This is a genomic window from Marinobacter flavimaris, from assembly GCF_045057155.1.
Lineage (GTDB): Bacteria > Pseudomonadota > Gammaproteobacteria > Pseudomonadales > Oleiphilaceae > Marinobacter > Marinobacter manganoxydans.
Genome location: NZ_CP171359.1, coordinates 958,279 through 978,637, shown reverse-complemented (window position 1 = coordinate 978,637; position 20,359 = coordinate 958,279). Strand labels below are relative to the sequence as shown.

Sequence of the window (20,359 nt, the reverse complement as noted above, 5' to 3'; positions counted from 1 at the left end):
AAGACGAACGCCTGCAAAAACTGGATAATGGCCGCCATTAAAAACCATGGCGCGCCAAATTCTCCGATCCAGGACTCTCTGCAATGGAAATCAACGTCAACTTTCTCGAGAACCTCAGACTTGAAGCCAAGTTTGACGATTTCACGGTCGTAACGGACCAGCCGATTCGCTACAAGGGCGACGGCTCGGCGCCCAGCCCGTTCGATTACTTCCTGGCGTCCTCTGCCCTGTGTGCGGCCTACTTTGTTCGGGTTTACTGTCTCGCGCGGGACATTCCCACCGAGAACATCCGCCTGTCCCAGAACAACGTCGTGGACCCGGAGAATCGCTACAACCAGATCTTCAAGATTTCCGTGGAGCTGCCCGAGGACATTTCGGAGAAAGACCGCCAGGGCATCCTGCGCTCGATCGACCGCTGCACCGTGAAAAAAGTGGTCCAGACCGGCCCGACCTTCGAGATTGAAACCGTCGAGAACCTGGACGCGGACGCCCAGGCACTGCTGATGACCCAGCCGGAAGGCGGCACCCAGACCTTTATCGAAGGCAAGGACCTGCCCCTTGAACAGACCATTGCCAACATGACTGGCATTCTCGAAGAGCTGGGCATGAAGATCGAGATTGCCTCCTGGCGCAACATTGTGCCTCACGTGTGGTCCCTGCACATTCGCGATGCCGCCTCACCCATGTGCTTCACCAATGGCAAGGGTGCCACCAAGGAAAGCGCCCTTTGCTCTGCCCTGGGCGAATTCATCGAGCGGCTCAGCTGCAACTTTTTCTACAACGATCAGTTCTTTGGTGAGGACATCGCCAACAGCGACTTCGTCCACTACCCGAACGAAAAGTGGTTCAAGCCGGGCCCCAACGACGAGCTGCCGGAAGGCATTCTGGATGACCACTGCCTCGCCATCTATAACCCGGACGGCGAGCTTGGCGGCTCCAATCTGATTGATACCAACTCCGGCAGAGCCGACCGGGGCATTGTCTCCCTGCCCTACGTGCGAAAATCGGATGGCGAGGTGGTGTATTTCCCCTCCAACCTGATTGAGAACCTGTTTCTCAGCAACGGCATGAGTGCGGGCAATACCCTGAACGAAGCACAGGTTCAGTGTCTGTCGGAGATTTTCGAACGGGCGGTAAAGAAGCAGATTATCGAAGAGGAGATTGCCCTTCCGGACGTGCCCCGGGAGGTACTGGAAAAATACCCGAACATCCTGGAAGGCATTGAAGCCCTGGAAGCCCAGGGTTTCCCGACTCTGGTAAAGGACGCCTCCCTCGGCGGCCAGTTCCCGGTAATGTGCGTTACCCTGATGAACCCGCGAACGGGCGGCGTGTTCGCCTCTTTCGGCGCTCACCCGAACTTTGAAGTGGCCCTTGAGCGAAGCCTGACGGAACTCCTGCAGGGCCGCAGCTTCGAGGGCCTCAACGATGTGCCGGCGCCCACCTTCAACAGCCTGGCAGTGACCGAGCCAAACAACTTTGTGGAGCACTTTATCGATTCCACAGGCGTGGTGTCCTGGCGGTTTTTCAGCGCCAGGTCCGATTATGATTTCGTTGAATGGGATTTTTCCGGCACCAACGCCGAGGAAGCCGAGTGTCTGTTCGGTATCCTCGAGGAACTGGGCAAGCAAGTGTATGTCGCCGTTTACGAGGAACTGGGCGCGCCGGTCTGCCGAATCCTGGTTCCAGGCTATTCCGAGGTGTATCCGGTGGAAGACCTGATCATGGACAACACCAACATGGCTTTGGACTATCGGGAAGACATCCTCAACCTGCACCGCCTGGACGATGAGCAACTGGCCGATCTGGTGGAACGCCTGGAAGCCAGCCAGCTGGACAACTACATGACGATCATCACCCTGATCGGCGTGGAGTTCGATGAAAACACCATCTGGGGCCAACTCACGATCCTTGAGTTGAAGATCCTGATCTGCCTTGCCCTGCAGTGGCATGAAGAAGCCCTGGAATTCGTCGACATGTTCCTTCAGTTCAACGACAACACCGTTGAGCGCGGTCTGTTCTACCGAGCCATGTATGCGGTTCTCGAAGTCACCCTTGACGACGAAATGGAGCTGGACGACTACATCACCAACTTCACCCGCATGTTCGGCGAGGAAACCATGGAAGCTGTTGTTGGCTCAGTGGATGGCAGCGTTCGTTTCCACGGCCTGGAAGCCACGAACATGCAACTGGATGGGCTGGAGAAGCATCAGCGGTTGATCGAGAGCTACCGGAAGCTGCACGCGGCGCGTGCAGCCAGGGCGGGCCTGCAGCCGTAATCGGACGCCGAGCGAGCCGCGCCGCATTGGCGGCGCGGTCAGTCCTGATCCACACTTGATCATTACAAGTAGCCTATTTGCGTTTAATGCCCGTACACCCTTGTACATTTGTGGCATACGCCAAACAAGGAGCCTTGCAATGAGCAATCCGGTGATCGCTGATAACAAGCCCAAGAAAGTCAGCCTGAAAAAAGGCGAGGAATACGCCTTCTGCGTTTGTGGCCGTTCCAACAACCAGCCGTTCTGCGACGGTTCCCACGGAGATACGGGGTTCAAGCCCAAGGTCTTCAAGGCCGAAAAAGACGAAGAGGCGGTTCTGTGCCAGTGTAAACAGACCGGAAGCGCGCCTTATTGTGACGGCACTCACCAGCAGTTCAGCGATGACCAGGTTGGCAAGGAGGCGCCGGAGTCAGACGATGATGGCGACGAGGAATCCGGTGATGCGCCGAAGGCCAAATCCACCAAAGAAGAACCCACCGTTGAATTTATTCATCAGTTGGCCCGTGAGGGGCTGAGCAGTATGGGCCACCATGGTCCGACAACTGCCATGGGCGTGCCCCGCCACACCCTGCCCCACTGGGACGACCTCCAACTGATGGTGGCGCAGATGGCCAGTAAGCCGCTGGCAGACGACGCCGACGTCTCGACCGAACTGGTAATCGGGCCTGAAGCCCGCAAGCCACTGACACTGAGCATGCCGCTATTCGTTTCCGACATGAGCTTCGGCGCGTTGTCGGAGGAGGCCAAGATTGCCCTCGCTCGTGGCGCCGAGCTAGCCGGCACCGGCATCTGCTCTGGCGAGGGCGGCATGCTGCCCGAGGAGCAACAGGAAAATTCCCGATACTTCTACGAGCTGGCCAGCGCCAAGTTCGGTTACAAGGAAGAATTGCTCAAGAAAGTGCAGGCGTTTCACTTCAAGGGTGGCCAGGGCGCCAAGACCGGCACCGGTGGCCATTTGCCGGGCAACAAGAACACCGGCAAGATCTCAGAGGTGCGCAATATTCCTGAGGGCGAACCGGCCAACTCCCCACCCACTTTCGACGATTTGCGCTCAGTTGAGGATTTCCAGCGCTTCGCCAGCCATGTTCGGGAAGTGACCGGAGGTATTCCCGTCGGCTTCAAGCTGAGCGCCAATCACATCGAGCGGGATGTGCAATTCGCCCTGGATGCCGGCGCCGACTACATCATTCTCGACGGCCGTGGCGGCGGCACCGGCGCTGCACCCGAGATCTTCCGTGATCACATCAGTGTGCCCACCATTCCTGCCCTGGCGCGTGCGCGGCGCTATCTGGATGACCGCGGCGCAAGCGGACGGGTCACATTGATCGTTACCGGTGGCCTGCGGGTCCCTATCGATTTTGTGAAGGCCATGGCGCTGGGCGCTGACGGTATTGCCGTTGCCAACAGTGCCATGCAGTCCATCGGCTGTGTTGCAGCCCGTATCTGTAACACCAACAATTGCCCGGCAGGCATTGCGACCCAGAACAAGGACCTGCGCCAACGGTTGAACGTCGACCAGTCTGCCAAACAGCTGCGGAACTTCCTTGAGGCCTCTGTCTCACTGATGCAGGTGATGGCACGAGCCTGTGGCCACGACAGCCTGAGCAAACTGAACATAGATGACCTGTCCACCTGGCATCGGGAGATGGCCCTGCTCAGCGGCGTTCGCTACGCCGGTGTGCTTGATCCTTCTGCCTGAGGTGCTTCTTCGCTGGCCGCCAGGACTCGAACCCGTTCGAAGTCCTCCTCGGTGAACACACCGTTCACCCCGGAAATGGCGGCCAGCTTCATGCCATGCTTCAGCCCCAGCTTGTAAATCTCCCGCACTTTTTCCCACTCGATATTCCGCCCGAGAGTGAAGTTCTCGAAACGCGCTTCCAGAGCAAGCACGATGGTTTCCGCCAGGCAGGCATAGGCAATGCCTTTCGGAAGCCCGATGTCTTTCATATGCACTTCACCCGGTAGCTGAATCTCGCCAGATTCGATCACCAGCACATCCGGCCGCTTGGCGACATCCTCCGCCGGGATATCCAGTGGGCGGGCGACGTCGGTTATGACGCAGCCCGGCTTCACTTTCATGATATCCAGGATACGTTTGCCGGCCCCGGAGGTGGCGGTCACGATCATGTCCATGTCGGCCAGATCGCGTTCGGCAGAGCCGGCAACATGTACGATGGCACCCGGCGTTTCCTGTTCGATGCTTTCCTTGAGAGCCAGCAGTTTGGCCGGCTCCGGTGCCGCCAGATAAATCTCGTCCACTGCCTTGGCCAGCAATCTGGCGCAGACCGACCCGATAGCACCCGTAGCGCCCACCACCATGGCCTTGCCGGCCGCTTTGCCACTGGGCCCAATACTCACCCGCCCTATTTTCTTCATGGCGTCATGGGCCGCCCACAGGGCACCGGATGCGCTGTAGCTGTTGCCGGTCGTGATCGGCAGCGGCGCCCGCTTGGCCACCGTTATACCGGCATCACCCACGACCTTGGTAAACGCACCCAGGCCCATGATCTGGGCGCCGAGTTTCTTGGCCAGTTTGGCCGCCTGCAGCAACCGGGCGTAGGTAAATTCCGGCCCGTGGGCCATGATCTCCCGAGGGGTGCCACCAACGGTAATGAGCCAGCCCTCCACCTCATCGCCATTGGGTGACCGGATTCCGGATACCTTGGAGTAGATGAACGGTGGCGAATACGCGATGGCCTTTTCCACCAGGTTCATCACCACAGGCGGCGATACGTTGGCAACCCAGTCCAGGGGCGGTGTTTTGGTGAGGTATTGCTGCGACAGGGGATGAATGACAAACGCAAACCGGTTAACCCGGCGATAACCGTTCGGGTAAAGGATTCGCGGCTCAATCTGCAGGCTCTGAATAACATCCAGATAGTCATCGGGGCCCAACTGGTCCGGCGTCCTGGAAAGCGCCGCACTGATCATCGCCTCCATCACATTCACGCCAACGGGGCGGCCCTCCAGCCAGGGACTGTAATCCACTACCATGGCAACCTTGCGCGAACGCATCCAGTCCATGGCCGCGTCCGTTACCCGCGAGGTAATCACGGTTTTTCCATCCAGCTCTTTCGCCGTGAAATTCTCCAGGTCGCCAATCGAGGCCACGATGACATGGGCCTCGGACACCGCGTGATGGAGCGAACCTTTAACCAGGTTCTCACCCAACCGATACAGCGGTGTTCGGAGAATGGTTTCAACCGCTTTCACCGCCGCAGGCCTGAACATGATGGGTGCAGTAAGCGAGGTATAGGTTTCCAGCTGTTTCAGGGAAGTCAGCAGCCTGGGCACTCCGAAATCCGTGTAAGGATCGGCAAAGAAGAGATTCTCGGTATGTTCGGAAAGGGCCCTGGCAATCCGGTAACCGGCCTGCCCATTCAAAAAGAGCACCCGGGCATTGTCGAAGAAATGCCCGAGCTCAGACTGGGTATGACGCACAGCCCATTCCTGCAGGATAGCCCGCAACCCGGCACCGGTGGTTACCGGCTTATCCGGCACACAGGCCTCAAGGCGGGCAGTATCCGGGTGTTCAAGCTGCTCCCGGCCCACCTCGTAATGATCGTGTACCATGCTCAGACCGATGGCATCTGCCTGCGGATGCACGGACTCCAGAACCGCCTCGGCCCGGGAAAGATCGCCGTCTGTACCGATCCGGATAATCCGGAAAGGCTGCCCAAGAAACGACGTCTCGATATCATAATCGTACTCACCAGATCCCTGGCTGACGCTGACAACGGTTTTCATATTCAGGTCTTCCCGTTTTCCTGTTGTTATCATTTACAGCCTAATTCAGGAGATCGGTTTCTGCCTTAGCGCAGATCAAATTCCAGACCGCTATTCAACGTCTACAATAGAGTGGCGGGCCGAACGACCATCAGACTTTCAAGGATCAACCAGGAGCTCACCATGACCATTCAGGAAGAACTCAACTCTACCGTCCGGGAACTGGTTCAGCCCGGCAAGGGAATTCTCGCCGCTGATGAAAGCCACCCGACCATTGCCAAGCGTTTCAAGGCCGTTGGCGTGGAGTCGAGCGAAGATATGCGCCGGGAGTACCGAAGCCTTATTTTCTCGGCTTCCGGGCTCGGAGAATTCATCAGCGGGGTCATTCTGTTTGAAGAGACTCTCGGCCAGCAGAGCCTGGATAATGTTCCCATGCCAAAGCTGCTGGCCAGCAAAGGAATTGTGCCGGGCATCAAGGTAGACAAGGGCAAAGGCCCTCTTGTGAATGCCCCCGGTGATGAAATCACCTTTGGCCTGGATGGTCTGGAGGACCGCCTGGAAATCTACAAAAACCAGGGGGCCCGGTTCGCCAAGTGGCGGGATGTGTTCCATATATCGGACACCCTGCCCTCACGGCAGGCGATCGAGGCGAATGCCGAGGTTCTCGCCCGCTATGCGGCGATCTGCCAGTCCCTGGGTATCGTGCCGATCGTTGAGCCGGAAGTACTGATTGATGGCAACCATTCCATCGAGCGCTGCGCGGAAGTCAGCGAGGCGGTGATTCGGGAGGTGTTCCACGCCCTTTACCGACACAAGGTGGCACTGGAATACATGATCCTCAAACCCAGCATGGTGACGCCGGGCAAGGAAAGCCCGAAGGCATCCCCGGAAGCCGTGGCGACAGCGACTCTCGATGTTTTTCGCAGGGCGGTACCGGCTGCGGTACCCGGCATTTTCTTCCTCTCGGGCGGCCAGACACCGGAAGAAGCCACTCTCAATCTGAACGCCATGAACAGCATGGGCGCGCAGCCCTGGGAGTTGAGCTTCTCTTACGGACGGGCTTTGCAGGAACCGGCACAGAAGGCCTGGGCCGGCAATCTGGACAATGGTCCGGAGGCTCAGGCAGCAATGCTGAAGCGGGCCCGCCTGAACGGTGCCGCTCGCGCGGGCCATTACCGACCGGAGATGGAAGACTGACCGGCAACAGCCCTGCGTGCCCGAGTTCCCTTAGTTGCAGCCGGAGACGCAGCTCGCCATGCCATTGAACGCCATGGTGCGGCCACTGAGGGGCACATGAACCGGCACTGTCACTGAATCCCGGAACAGAGCCGTGCGCGTTCCTTCCTGCACCATGCCACCGGAGGTCGCAGGTTCGTTGGCGTGGGAGGCGATAACCGCCTTCGGTTGCACGAGGTCATTGATTACGTAGGCGGCCTGTTTCGGTCCGGTGGTGAACGTATCACCGATGTTCATCACCACAAGTCCCGCACCGTAGTGATCCTTCACGACCAGCTTTTGCTCGGCAGTAATGCCAGTGTCACCGGACAGGTAGACCACCAGGCCGTTGGAGAACCTGAGCACGTAGCCCGTGGGTGGTCCGACACTGGCGCCAACACCCGCGGCAGCCAGATACTCTGCCAGTGGCCCGGTGAGGAACGAAGGCGATACGCCATTGCTGTGCACAGCCGGCACGGTCGTAATTGCCACTCCGCCAACCTCACGCTCGCCACCGAACCGAACCAACAGCGAGTTTGCAGGATCACCGCCGGCATCTTTCAGCTTGGCGGCAAAGAAGGCGGGCATTTCGCTACCCGTAACAATTTTTGAACCGTGTTTTACCGCAATATCAACAGTGTTGGATTGTGGCAATGTTGAAACGCCGGTGTCTGGAGATCCGCACGTGCCCTGATTGGTCTTGCTGATGCGCTGATCACCCACATGGTCCCCATGCATGTGGGAAACCAGAACAACATCAATTTTGCCCAGTCGGGGATCATCCGGACCGGCGACCGTTCTGCCGGCGTCATAGAGAATTCGGGTGCCATTGGGATCTTCAAAGACCAGCGCCCGGTCCCGGCCACAGAACTCACCATCGTGGCTTCCCAGGGGTGTGACTTTCACCACGTGGTCGTCGGCGGCAGCCGGCATAGCGGCGCCCACTAGCATACCGACTGACACTCCGGCAAAGGCCATCGTGTTGCGCAAACCTGCTCTGAACATGTTGTTCGTCCTCCCACTCGTTTTTTATTGGTACCGGTATTGATACGAACGACAATCCCGTTGATACCAGTTTAGGCGGCGGGAAGGTCAACGCGTGGGGATTGAGTCAGTGCGCTTGAATGAGGATCAGGCAGCGCGGGAGTCCGTCAGGATAACCCGCTGTTCCAGGCATGCCATCATGGGCGCCACCTGACGGATTTTCCGGGCCTCGGGCCAGAGCGCCTCTGCCTCGGCGAAACCCTGGCGGAGAAAGTTAAGCCATTGTTTGATACGACCGGTCACATAGCGGTCCTCAAGCCAGCCCTGAAGAACCGTAGCGTACTCACGAACCAGGGCGACAGCTTCCGGCCAGGTCATATCCGGCACCGTTTTGCCCTGCTGGCTGGCCTTGATCTGCCGGGCGAGGTCTGGCCGGGCGATCAGGCCACGGCCAATCATCACGTCATCGCAGCCGGACACCTCACGGCAACGCCAGTAGTCCGCGACACTCCAGATTTCGCCATTGGCAATTATGTGGGTTTTGACAGCTTCCCGGGCCCGGGCGATTTCCTCCCAATAGGCCGGCGGCTTATACCCGTCTACTTTGCTGCGGGCATGAATGACAATCTCTGCCGCGCCTGCCGCTTCCAATGCCTGGGCACAAGCCACACCCATGGATCGGTCGTCATACCCCAGCCGCATTTTGGCTGTGACCGGCACATGCGCTGGCACAGCCTGACGCACAGCAGCCACGATCTCATGCATAAGCTCCGGCTCGCGCATCAACACACAGCCACCCTTGTGCTTGTTGACCGTTTTGGCCGGGCAACCAAAGTTGATATCCACCTGGGTGGCGCCGAGTTCAGCCGCACGCACGCCGTGGCGCGCCATCTGGTGAGGGTCTGAACCCAGCAGCTGAACGGCAACGGGGGTGCCCACTTGAGTGAGCGACCGGTTGTACAATTCGGGGGCGTATTTGTAGAACACTCTCGGTGGCAGCATGCCATGGGTGACACGAACGAATTCCGTTACGCAACGGTCGATGCCGCCTACCCCGGTAAGGGTTTCACGGATGGGTGCGTCAACCAGCCCTTCCATTGGGGCGAGAATGATGCGCATGAGTGCTCCAGCAATTACAGGGTCTGTTCGGGGTGAGACTGATCAAAAATCACACGGAGCGGATTGTAAGGAATTTGGCGGGAAGTTGATAGACGGACACCCCGAAACCGGGGTGTCCAATCGCTTGCTTACAGGTCTTATTCGACGTCGAACCGGTCGGCGTTCATGACCTTGCTCCAGGCTGCAACGAAGTCTTTCACGAACTTCTCTTCGTTGTCGTCCTGGGCATACACTTCTGCGTAGGCACGCAGGATCGAGTTGGAACCGAACACGAGATCAACACGGGTCGCAGTGAACTTGGTATTGCCACTGTTGCGATCCACGATGTTGTACGAGTTCTTGCCAGTCGGCTCCCAACGATTCGACATATCAGTCAGATTGACGAAGAAATCATTGGTCAACTGGCCAACGCGATCGGTGAATACGCCGTGCTTGGTGCCGCCGTAGTTGGTACCGAGCACCCGCATGCCACCCAGCAGGACGGTCATTTCAGGCGCTGTCAGTCCCATCAGTTGGGCACGATCCAGAAGCATTTCTTCCGGCTTGACCACGTAGTCCTTCTTCTGCCAGTTGCGGAAGCCATCCGCCAGCGGCTCCATCGGATCGAAGGATTCGGCATCCGTCATCTCGTCGGTAGCGTCACCACGTCCCTTCAAGAAGGGTACGTGAACCTCGTGGCCGGCTGCTTTGGCTGCCATCTCGATGCCAAGGTTACCGCCAAGCACGATAACGTCAGCAACGCTGGCGCCAGTGTCAGCCGAAATCTGCTCGTAAACCTTCAGCACCTTATCCAGACGATCGGGCTCGTTACCCTCCCAGTCCTTCTGGGGCGCCAGGCGAATCCGCGCACCGTTTGCACCACCACGCATGTCTGAGCCGCGGAAAGTACGGGCACTGTCCCACGCGGTGCAGATCAGCTCGTTCAGGCTCAATCCGGCCCCGGCAATCTTCTGCTTGACCACTTCCTCAATGTAATTGGTCTCGCCCTGGGGAACAGGATCCTGCCAGATCAGATCTTCATCAGGCACACCCGGTCCGATATAGCGGGACTTGGGCCCCATGTCGCGGTGGGTCAGCTTGAACCAGGCACGGGCGAAGCAGTCTTTGAAGTACTCGGGATCTGCCATGAACTTCTCGCAGATTGCGCGGTACTTCGGATCGACTTTCATTGCCATGTCGGCATCGGTCATCATCGGCTTGCGACGGACGGACGGATCAGTCGGATCAACCGGCATGTGCTCTTCTTTGATGTCGATCGGCTCCCACTGGTTTGCACCAGCCGGGCTCTTGGTCAGCTGCCACTCGTAGCCAAACAGCAGATCAAAGTAGCCCATGTCGAACTTGGTCGGATTCGAGGTCCAGGCACCTTCGATGCCAGAGGTAACCGCGTTGGTCGCCTTGCCGTCGAGGTTCGGGTTCATCCAGCCAAAGCCCTGGGTTTCAACGTCAGCCCCTTCCGGCTCCGGGCCGAGGGCATCGGCGTCGCCATTACCGTGAGCCTTGCCCACCGTATGGCCGCCAGCGGTCAGCGCTGCGGTTTCTTCATCGTTCATCGCCATGCGGGCAAAGGTCGTTCTCACCTGCTCCGCGGTCTTCTGCGGATCCGGCACACCGTTCACGCCCTCAGGATTCACATAAATCAGGCCCATTTGCACTGCAGCGAGCGGGTTCTCCATGGTGTCGGGCTTGTCGACGTCTTCATAACGGCTGTCAGACGGCGCCAGCCACTCTTTTTCCGCGCCCCAGTAGATGTCTTTTTCCGGATGCCAGATGTCCTCGCGGCCATAAGAGAAACCGAAGGTCTTCAGGCCAAACGACTCATAGGCAACATTACCGGCCAGGATAAACAGGTCGGCCCAGCTCACCTTGTTGCCGTATTTTTTCTTAAGCGGCCACAGAAGGCGGCGTGCCTTGTCGAGGTTGCCGTTGTCGGGCCAGGAGTTCAGCGGAGCGAACCGCTGGTTACCGGTGCCGGCACCACCACGACCGTCGGCCAGGCGATAGGTTCCAGCGGCGTGCCACGCCAGTCGAATCATCAGGCCGCCGTAATGCCCCCAATCGGCAGGCCACCATTCCTGACTGTTGGTCATCAGCTCGTGCATGTCTTTTTCGAGGGCTTCGTGATCAAGCTTTTTCACTTCTTCCCGGTAGTCGAAGTCTTCACCGAGAGGATTGGTTTTGCGGTCGTGCTGATGAAGGATGTCGAGATTGAGGTTCTCAGGCCACCAGCCAGCTACGTCGGCTTTTTCCTGAGTGTTTGAACCGTGCATTACGGGACACTTTCCGCCCGCACTGTTGTTGTCTGTCATTTTTCTCTCCTCATTGGGGTTGGCAAAACGACACTGCTTTGATTCAGGCACTTCTAACTATAGGACACACCCAATAATCTGCTCTGAGTATTTCTTATGTCCCGGATAGCGTGCGCCTATAGGATTTCCCGCAATGTTTGCGGGTTCTCTGCCTTACTGGGCACAAGCGTAATCACTTGAATATCTCGCCAGAATGTCTAAAAAGTCCGGCCATGCGATTGAACGACTGAGTGACATTACATTGGACATGGATCTGCTCCTGCCTAACGAGAACAGCTCCACCGTAGCGCGGGACCGATGGCGTAATACAATTAATTAAAAATAAATTTGTGAGAGTTTTTATTTATGGATGAAGCTCTGGTCGGTCAGAGCCGCTCAATGGATGAAAACTTGCCGGCTTCGTCAAAGACGATGCGGAAACTGCCGCGAATGCCATCGCGAAGATAAAAACGGGAGAGGATACGGGCCGGGAATCGGACAGAGCGTCCGTCCCGGGCCGTGGTGTGAACATCTGTGGCAACGCCCTGATAGAGCTTGATCCACTCATCAGGGCTGATGCTGATATCCACAATAATCTGCTGCATTGGCGATCAGTTCGCCAGTTCAAGCAGCAGGCGGTTCAGACGGGTGACATAGGCCCCGGGGTCCGGGAGTTGCTCACCGCTGGCCAGGGTGGCCTGGTCCAGGATAACCGCTGAGAGCTCGTTGAACCGCTCTTCGCCCTTCTCGCTTTCCAGTCGCTGGACCAGCGGATGATCAACATTGATCTCGAAGATCGGTTTGCTGTCCGGTACTTTCTGGCCGGCAGCTTCCATGATCTTCTTCATCTGGGCGCCCATATCGAAATCGCCTACCACCAGACAGGCCGGTGAATCGGTCAGGCGGTTGGTTACACGCACCTCCTGCACCCTGTCGCTCAGGGCATTCTTGATGCGCTCCAGAAGGTCCTTGTGCTCTTCAGCCGCCTCTTCCTTGTGCTTCTTGTCTTCCTCGGTCTCGACCTCGCCCAGGTCCAGGTCGCCACGGGCAACATCCTGCAACTGCTTGCCGTCGTATTCGCTGAGGTAACCCATCATCCACTCGTCGATGCGATCTGTAAGGATCAGCACCTCAATGCCCTTTTTGCGGAAGACTTCCAGATGCGGGCTGCTCTTGGCGGCTGTGAAGTTGTCGGCGGTGATGTAGTAAAGCTTTTTCTGCCCTTCCTTCATCCGGCCGATGTAATCATCCAGCGACACGTTCTGTGCGCTTTCACCGGTGTGAGTGGAGGCGAAGCGCAGCAGGCCGGCAATTTTCTCGCGGTTGCTGAAATCTTCCGCCGGGCCTTCTTTCAAGACCGTGCCGAACTCGCCCCAGAACTTCTGATACTGCTCGGAATCCTTCTTGGCCAGCTTGGACAGCATATCGAGGACCCGCTTGGTGAGAGCGGTGCGGATACTTTCCACGGTGCTGTCGTTCTGCAGGATCTCCCGTGACACGTTGAGGGACAGATCGTTGGAATCAATCACACCCTTGGCAAAACGCAGGTACAGCGGCAGGAACTGTTCGGCGTCGTCCATGATGAACACGCGCTGCACGTAAAGTTTCAGGCCACGGGGCGCTTCACGGTTGTACAGATCAAACGGTGCACGGGCCGGGATATAAAGCAGGCTGGTGTAATCCAGCTTGCCTTCCACCTTGTTGTGGGACCAGGTGAGCGGGTCTTCAAAATCGTGGGCGATGTGCTTGTAGAACTCCCTGTACTCCTCGTCCTTAATCTCGGTACGGGGGAGTGTCCATAGCGCTGTCGCATCGTTAACGGTTTCGTACTCGTCCTTCTTCTCACCTTCGTCGGATTCGGCCTTCATGACAACCGGGAAGGAAATATGATCCGAGTACTTCTTCACCAGACTGCGCAGTTTCCAGCCGTTGGCGAATTCCTTGGCGTCTGGCTTCAGATGCAGGACGATCTGGGTGCCGCGGTTATCCAGATTGACCTGCTCGATGGAAAACTCGCCGTCACCCTTGGACTCCCAATGCACACCTTCTTCTGCAGGCGCACCCGCGCGGCGGGTAAATACATCCACCTTGTCGGCCACAATAAACGCCGAATAGAACCCAACACCGAACTGACCGATCAGCTTGGTGTCCTTCTTCTCATCGCCGGACAACTGCTGGAGGAATTCAGCCGTACCGGAACGGGCAATGGTGCCAAGATTCTGGATAACATCGTCACGGGTCATACCGATACCGTTGTCGGTGAGCGTGACGGTATTCGCCTCTTCGTCAAAATCCAGGCGAATCTTCAGCTCAGGATCGCTTTCATACAGGCTGTCGTCCTTCAGCGCTGCGAAACGCAGTTTGTCTTCGGCATCTGAAGCGTTGGAAATCAGCTCACGAAGGAAGATTTCCTTGTTGGAATACAACGAGTGAATCATCAGGTGAAGCAGTTGCTTCACCTCGGTCTGGAATCCAAGCGTTTCTTTATTGGCTTCAACCGTCATGGCGTTTTAGTCTCCTGAAACGAATAAACAGGCACGGCGTTGTGCCCGAGTTACCTCATAGTTTTGAGAGTGAGCGCGGAGGCCGTTCCGAAACCGTGCGGAGCCATGGATGGCGGAGCCGAGCGTACATGGACGTATTCACAGCGTGTTTCGGAACGGCCTCCGTGCTCGCTCCTGCACAAAAATCTCAGTCTGAGCAAAAAGTGGGGGCACACCGGGGCATTTCAAGCCCCGGAGTATAGGCAAGATCAGTCTTCGAGGAGGAAGTGCGCCCTGGCAGTCGCAATGGGTTGCGAGCGGGATTTCTGCCAGGCGCTGACCATCACGTTGGCAACGCGGTTGCCCTGGCGGGTCAGGCGGCATTCGGCGTAGGTCTCGCGATTGAGACCGGCCCTGAGGTAATCCAGGGAAAAGTCGACGATACGGGGCATGCGCAGACTTTCCTGGGACATGATCAGGTAGATGTTGGCAGACATCTCCATGAAGCCACCGATCACGCCACCGTGGATGGCCGGCAGGATGGGATTACCCAGGTTGGAGTCTTTGCAGGGCAGACGGAAAATCAGGTCGTCTCCAAACTGCTCACACTGAAGACCAATCCAGGTGGCATAGGGAATGCTGCTGAGCATGCGGCTGAAGTCACCGGTCTCCTGGGTGTAACGCAGGATTTCAGGATCGGTCATTCTTCACCTCCGGTAATCAGGTCCCGGTAATGTTTCGGGCTGGCATCCTTCCCGATACGCATGAAGGTGGCCACGCAGTTGGCAATGGTTTCACCGCCTTCCTGGTACGCCTCACAGCGGGTAAAAATGATGTTCCGGGTTACCCGGTAGGTTTCAGCCCGGGCATAAACCGGCTTGCGGGGCTGGGCCGGGCGCATGTAGTCCACGCGCAGGTCCAGCGTCGGGCAGAGCTCAAAATCTTCCAGGGCACAGAGGATCACGCACCCTGATGTGGTATCCATCAGTGTGGTGATGGCCCCACCGTGAATCACCCCGGTGTCCGGGTTACCGATAATGCGGTCACTGTAGGGCAGGCACAGTGTCAGGCTGCCTTTTGTGGCCTCGGTAACCGACAGACCAAGCTCGTTGGCCTGGTTGAGGGTGGCTATAAAACGGCTAACCCGTTTCCGTCGGATATCATCGTTCATTCAGATTCAACCTGTGGATCAGCTTTTAGGTTTTGGGCTGTTTTCCGCCTTGCCGGGCAGCGGCTCCTCGAAGACCTTCCCCGCCCTCAATGCTTCCAGTGCCGTCGAACAGAACTCGCGTCGATAGAGAACGACAACAACCAGAGTGGACGCCGCCATGAAGACAATCGGGTGAATAAACCAGCCTACCACGGCAAGTGCGTAATAGTAGGACCGCAGCCCAAGGTTAAAGGCATCGCCGGCAAGATTGCAGATGTTGCCGGCACTTCGTGCAAACGCCTCCCTGCCAGCGGGGCTGGTTTTGGTGTCGTCTGGCGGAGGGGCACTGCCCACCATCACCGACACAAAGTTGTACATCCGCATGGACCAGGTGAATTTGAAAAAGGCGTAGATAAAGACCACCAACAGCACCACCATGCGAAGTTCCCAGATTTCCCGGGTCGGCAATGTGGCGAAGGGCATGGTACTGAATACTTCCATGACTTCCTGGGTGTAGCCGAGGGCGGTGATAATACCCGCGAGAATCAGCAGGCAGCTGGAGGCGAAAAACGCACCGTTGCGCTCCAGGTTTCCGACCACAGACGCATCGGCAATCCGGTTTTCCCGCCGCAACATGACGCGCATCCAGTCCTCCCGGTAAAGGTCGAGGGTGTTGGACAGGCAGGGACGGTCCGCGGCACGGCGTTTCGAGTATTCGGTATAACCCAGCCAGCAGACGAGGAACCAGAGCAAAGCGATCAGTTCGAGTAAATTACTCATGGGTTGCCTTGGGTGCGAAGTTGGTGAAACAGAGCGGGAACAGACGCTTATGATACGCCAAGGGCCTGCTCGTCACCACCGCCGGGCAGGTTGCGGTAATCCACTGATGGCCGATCATGTGCTATAAACTGCCCATTCAGGAAGCGGGCAACTGTTTTGAACGAACCCGACATCGCATCATCCAAAAGGGAGCTTACTGTGAACCTGTCTGCCATCAAAAACAGCCTGGTAGCCATTGCGCTGGCACTGACACTCAGCGGCTGCTCGGTCAATCCGGTTACCGGGGAAAATCAGCTTTCGCTGATCGGTGAAAGCCAGGAGCTCGCCATGGGCGCCGAGCAGTACGTGCCCACCCAGCAAACCCAGGGCGGTCGGTTTTATGTGGACCCGGAGCTGACGCTCTATGTGAGCGAGGTTGGCCAGAAAATGGCCAGGGTCAGTGACAGACCGGACCTGCCCTACGAATTCGTGGTTCTGAACAGTAGTGTACCCAATGCCTGGGCCCTTCCCGGAGGCAAGATCGCTATTAACCGTGGCCTGCTGACAGAGCTTGACGACGAGGCTCAGCTTGCCTCGGTTCTGGGGCACGAGATTGTTCATGCGGCAGCCCGGCACAGTGTTCAGCGCATGCAGCAGGGAATGCTGATCAGCGCCGGCGTTGCCGGACTTGGTTTTGCCCTGTCGGACAACGAATGGGCCGGTCTGATCATGGGTGGTGCTGCCCTTGGGGCGCAACTTGCGCTGGCGCAATACAGCCAGGGCGATGAACTCGAATCCGACCACTACGGCATTCTCTACATGAAAGAAGCCGGCTATGACCCACAGGCGGCGGTGGAGCTTCAGGAGCTGTTCCTGAAACTATCTGAAGGGCGTCAGTCCAGTTTCATTGATGGCCTTTTCGCGACCCATCCTCCCTCAGCGAAACGCGTGCAGGAGAACCGCGAACTGGTGCAAAAGGTTGGCGCGGGCGGCTACCGCGGTGAGGACGTCTATGAACGCAAGATGGCCAAACTCCGCTCGCTGCAACCGGCTTACGATGCCCATGACAAGGCCATGGAGCTGGCCTCCAAAGGCGAGATGAAGCCCGCGCTCGACAAGATCAACGAAGCCATCCGTCTGCTGCCACGGGAAGCCATGTTCTATGCCCTTCGCGGCCGCATTTATCAGGAGCAGAAGGAAACAGAGAAGGCCGCGGCCGACTTTGAAAAGGCGGTGGAGCTCTACCCCGAGATGTTCAAGTATCGCCTTTACAATGGCCTGAATGCTCTGAGGCTCAACAATCTGGACAAGGCCAGGGAGAATCTGACCAAAGCCAATGAAACCGTCCCCACTTCCATTGCCTTCCTGCGACTGGGCGATGTTGCGGTAAAACAGAATAACCGGAGTGAAGCCATTGCCTATTACAGCAAGGCCGCCGAAGCCGGTGGAGACGTAGCTGAAGAGGCCAAACGTAAACTGGCGGCACTCACGCAATAATTGCCGCCGGAATCGTTGACTTTAGAAGGCCGGAGTCCCGAGGGGTTCCGGCCTTTTTATTGCCCGGGATCAAGATTGCCGGTCTGACGCACATCTTCTGTCATCGCCTCCATTGACTTTTAGAGCAATAACTCTAAAAATCAGATGACATCAACAACGATTGGATGACGGACATGCTAGCGAAACGTATCCAGCCCATGGTCTTCCAGGCGCGCCGACTGTACGTGGAACTGATGTTCCAGGTGATGGGGCGAGCCCTGCAGGCTGTGAGCGAGGTGGACGAGAAGGTTCAGAACGAAGCCCGGGCACTACCTGACGGTTTCCTGTTTGAGATGATGGTGATGCCGGATGGCTCAAAGTTGATCGTCGAACATACCGGCCAGGGGCGTTTCCGTTACCACGGTGACAAAGCCCCACGGCCGATCGACCTGTCGATTCAGTTCAAGCACATCGCCCACGCTTTCCTGGTGCTGTCTTTCCAGGAAAAAACATCAGTGGCTTTCGCCAATGACCGCATGCTGGTGGATGGCGACATCAGCTATGCCGTGCGGATGACGCGGGTACTGAACCGGCTTGAGTCCTTCATCCTGCCGAAAATGGTCGCCGAGCGCGCCGTAAAGGAATACCCGGCCGACCTCCACCTGCCGGAAAAGCTGATCAGCGCCGCGCGCATTTACCTGAAAGTTGCCACCAATTTCGTTGAGACAGTGAGAGCGTGATGACCAATAAATACTATGAGTTCTTCTGCCCGGTAAAAGTCATTGCCGGCAAGGCCGCCCTTGAACACATCCCTTACGAGCTGACCGGAATGGCTGCCAAACGGCCAATGATCGTAACCGACAAGGGCGTGCGGGCTGCGGGCCTCCTGGAACCCGTGATCGCAGCTTGCGAGGAAAGCGGGCTGGAAATAACCACCATCTATGATGACGTTCCTCCTGACTCCTCGACCACGGTGGTACGCGATATCGCCGGCATCTATCGTCAGGAAAAGTGCGACTCCATCATCGCCGTGGGCGGCGGTTCGGCGATCGATACCGGCAAGGCCGTCAACATCCTGGTTTCCGAGGGTGGTGACGATATCGCCAAGTACAGCGGTGCCGGTGTGCTCAAGCATCCGCTCAAGCCCTTCTTCGTGGTGCCGACAACAGCCGGGACCGGTTCGGAAGTTACATCGGTTGCGGTCATCACCGATGAAGCCAAGGGCGTCAAGCTGCCCTTCACGTCGTCGTTCCTGCTGCCAAACGCGGCCATCATTGACCCGCGCATGACCCTCACCCTGCCGCCGCACATTACTGCCGCGACAGCCATGGACGCCATGACCCACGCAACCGAAGCGTTCACCTGCATGGCGAAAAACCCATTGAGTGACGCCTACGCGACCGCGGCCATCAAGAAAATCAGCCAGTCGCTCCTTCAGGTCATGGACAACCCGAAAGACAGCGACGGACGACTGGAGCTGGCGCAAGCCTCGACCATGGCCGGCATCGCCTTCTCCAACTCCATGGTGGGTCTGGTGCATGCCCTGGGGCACGCCACCGGCGCCGTCTGCCACCTGCCCCACGGCCTTTGCATGAGTCTTTACCTGCCCTACGCCCTGGAGTACAACCTTGAAACCATCCGGGAACCCCTGGGTGAACTTTTGCTGTACCTCGAGGGCCCCGAAGTCTTTGCAGCAACACCGGCAAGCCGCCGGGCAGAGGCCAGTATTTCCGCGATCCGGAAGTTGCGGGATGCCTTGTACAAGCGCTGCCAGCTGCCCCGGACACTCAAGGAAACCGGTAAGGTGACCGAGGCACAGCTGGACCATATCGCTGAGATGGCATTGGATGATGGTTCCATCATGTTTAATCCGAAGGAAGTAACGCTGGAGGATGCCCGCTCGGTTCTGCGCCGCGCCTGGGCGTGACTGTTTCTTCGCCGGGGACCCTGCCTGGGCCCCGGCGTTCGCCTTGTGTGAAGATAGACTTCACATCATTGAAATTGATCAAGCAAGAGAGGAGAATTAGCCAATTCTGGCAGGGATGATAGCCGGGTTCATTATCCACCTACAGTACTGTTCCGTAGAGAGCCCCACCGCATGCAAAACCGATATCCCCGCCCTGTTAATGCCACTCTTGGTGTCCTTCTTCTTGTACTGACTGCACTTTCCTCGCCAGTTTTTGCCTCACAAGATACCTCTGGCGAACAAAAGGTTTTTCGTTTCAATATTTCGCCCAATGGTTACCCACCCTATCTCATCGGTGACCAGAGCCAACCATCAGGAATCATGTGGGATGTGGTGTCCGAGGTAGCCCAGAGGCTTGGATACCGGGTAATCGCTGAGCAAATCCCCCGTAAACGTGTAGATCAGATGCTGCTTGATGGATACATCGATGCCACACCAAGGGCTCGGGAGTGGGCGGACGACCCGGAGAAATTCCTGTTTACCGATGCGGTAGTCGACATCGAGGAAGTGTTTTTTGTACCAGTAAAATCCAGCTTTCACTACGAGAGCCCGGACGATCTGATCTCCAAAACCATTGTCACCCATCTCGGCTACCGATATCCGCTGCTTGAGCCCTACTTCGAGGAAGGTCGGATTCGCCGCTTTGATGTTTCCAGAGACAAGGACATGTTCACCTTCGTACTGCACGGTGACCGCTTCGACGCCGCGGTCGCCGACCGGCTCGTCGGAAAGTGGATTCTCAGAAACGAGGGGCTGCGGCAGCATTTCGACATCAGCAACGAAAGCATCAGCAATTACGGGTTCCGGCTAATGCTGCGGAAAGACTGGCAGTCCTTTGCCAGCCAGTTCAACGAAGAACTGGCGAAGATGAAGGCGAATGGCGAGCTGGATGCGATTCTCGCCAACTACCGCTGAAG

Annotated in this window: 17 protein-coding genes; 7 read left to right on the top strand and 10 right to left on the bottom strand. The window is 57.5% G+C overall.

Features of this window, described 5'->3' with window-relative positions; genetic code table 11:
• Positions 1–83: 83 nt before the first annotated feature.
• Together ACGK9W_RS04570 and ACGK9W_RS04565 are read left to right on the top strand one after the other, a co-directional pair.
• The gene (locus tag ACGK9W_RS04570; protein ID WP_008171990.1) at positions 84–2,276 is read left to right on the top strand and encodes an OsmC domain/YcaO domain-containing protein; all 2,193 of its coding nucleotides are present in this window, start codon (positions 84–86) and stop codon (positions 2,274–2,276) included.
• 139 nt (positions 2,277–2,415) lie between these two features.
• Complete coding sequence (locus tag ACGK9W_RS04565; RefSeq protein WP_008171991.1) at positions 2,416–3,975, top strand: glutamate synthase-related protein; 1,560 nt, start codon at positions 2,416–2,418, stop codon at positions 3,973–3,975.
• Here ACGK9W_RS04565 and ACGK9W_RS04560 read toward each other — a convergent pair.
• Complete coding sequence (locus tag ACGK9W_RS04560) at positions 3,945–6,023, bottom strand: hypothetical protein (protein WP_008171993.1); 2,079 nt, start codon at positions 6,021–6,023, stop codon at positions 3,945–3,947. The two genes, ACGK9W_RS04565 and ACGK9W_RS04560, sit on opposite strands and share 31 nt — an antisense overlap.
• Before the next feature lie 162 nt (positions 6,024–6,185).
• On the opposite strand from ACGK9W_RS04560, the gene ACGK9W_RS04555 reads away from it, so the two are divergent.
• Positions 6,186–7,199, top strand: a complete 1,014-nt coding sequence (locus ACGK9W_RS04555) for a class I fructose-bisphosphate aldolase (protein WP_008171996.1) — start codon at positions 6,186–6,188, stop codon at positions 7,197–7,199.
• A 30-nt stretch (positions 7,200–7,229) separates the two neighbouring features.
• On the opposite strand, the gene ACGK9W_RS04550 is transcribed toward ACGK9W_RS04555, so the two are convergent.
• The 9 genes from ACGK9W_RS04550 to ACGK9W_RS04510 form a co-directional block, all read right to left on the bottom strand.
• On the bottom strand, positions 7,230–8,222 hold the full coding sequence (locus tag ACGK9W_RS04550) for an MBL fold metallo-hydrolase (RefSeq protein ID WP_008171998.1): 993 nt from the start codon (positions 8,220–8,222) through the stop codon (positions 7,230–7,232).
• A 126-nt stretch (positions 8,223–8,348) separates the two neighbouring features.
• The gene (locus ACGK9W_RS04545; RefSeq protein ID WP_008171999.1) at positions 8,349–9,320 is read right to left on the bottom strand and encodes a tRNA-dihydrouridine synthase; all 972 of its coding nucleotides are present in this window, start codon (positions 9,318–9,320) and stop codon (positions 8,349–8,351) included.
• Positions 9,321–9,457: 137 nt separating this feature from the next.
• The gene (gene katG, locus ACGK9W_RS04540; protein WP_008172001.1) at positions 9,458–11,629 is read right to left on the bottom strand and encodes a catalase/peroxidase HPI; all 2,172 of its coding nucleotides are present in this window, start codon (positions 11,627–11,629) and stop codon (positions 9,458–9,460) included.
• A 365-nt stretch (positions 11,630–11,994) separates the two neighbouring features.
• Entirely contained in the window at positions 11,995–12,213 is a 219-nt protein-coding gene (locus ACGK9W_RS04535) for a DUF2835 domain-containing protein (RefSeq protein WP_092031786.1), read from the bottom strand.
• 6 nt (positions 12,214–12,219) lie between these two features.
• Positions 12,220–14,112 (bottom strand): molecular chaperone HtpG, encoded by a 1,893-nt coding sequence (htpG, locus tag ACGK9W_RS04530; RefSeq protein ID WP_405419262.1) that lies wholly within the window; start codon positions 14,110–14,112, stop codon positions 12,220–12,222.
• Positions 14,113–14,360: 248 nt separating this feature from the next.
• Positions 14,361–14,795: a PaaI family thioesterase gene (locus ACGK9W_RS04525; RefSeq protein WP_008172009.1), complete on the bottom strand. Its 435-nt coding sequence runs from the start codon at positions 14,793–14,795 to the stop codon at positions 14,361–14,363.
• Positions 14,792–15,262 (bottom strand): PaaI family thioesterase, encoded by a 471-nt coding sequence (locus ACGK9W_RS04520; RefSeq protein WP_014576817.1) that lies wholly within the window; start codon positions 15,260–15,262, stop codon positions 14,792–14,794. Before ACGK9W_RS04520 ends, ACGK9W_RS04525 begins: the two co-directional genes overlap by 4 nt.
• An 18-nt stretch (positions 15,263–15,280) precedes the next feature.
• Positions 15,281–16,021 (bottom strand): DUF599 domain-containing protein, encoded by a 741-nt coding sequence (locus ACGK9W_RS04515; RefSeq protein WP_053114965.1) that lies wholly within the window; start codon positions 16,019–16,021, stop codon positions 15,281–15,283.
• Positions 16,022–16,068: 47 nt separating this feature from the next.
• On the bottom strand, positions 16,069–16,194 hold the full coding sequence (locus tag ACGK9W_RS04510) for a hypothetical protein (protein WP_008172013.1): 126 nt from the start codon (positions 16,192–16,194) through the stop codon (positions 16,069–16,071).
• A 25-nt stretch (positions 16,195–16,219) separates the two neighbouring features.
• Here ACGK9W_RS04510 and ACGK9W_RS04505 point away from each other — a divergent pair, with 25 nt between their 5' ends.
• The 4 genes from ACGK9W_RS04505 (at position 16,220) to ACGK9W_RS04490 (ending at position 20,357) form a co-directional block, all read left to right on the top strand.
• A complete protein-coding gene (locus ACGK9W_RS04505) occupies positions 16,220–17,497 on the top strand; it encodes a M48 family metalloprotease (RefSeq protein WP_405419257.1) in 1,278 nt (425 codons plus the stop codon).
• 173 nt (positions 17,498–17,670) lie between these two features.
• Positions 17,671–18,216: a hypothetical protein gene (locus tag ACGK9W_RS04500; protein WP_008172020.1), complete on the top strand. Its 546-nt coding sequence runs from the start codon at positions 17,671–17,673 to the stop codon at positions 18,214–18,216.
• A complete protein-coding gene (locus ACGK9W_RS04495) occupies positions 18,216–19,403 on the top strand; it encodes an iron-containing alcohol dehydrogenase (RefSeq protein ID WP_014576813.1) in 1,188 nt (395 codons plus the stop codon). The genes ACGK9W_RS04500 and ACGK9W_RS04495 overlap by 1 nt, the downstream gene beginning before the upstream one ends.
• Before the next feature lie 171 nt (positions 19,404–19,574).
• Positions 19,575–20,357: a substrate-binding periplasmic protein gene (locus ACGK9W_RS04490; protein WP_405419253.1), complete on the top strand. Its 783-nt coding sequence runs from the start codon at positions 19,575–19,577 to the stop codon at positions 20,355–20,357.
• The last annotated feature ends 2 nt before the right edge of the window (positions 20,358–20,359 follow it).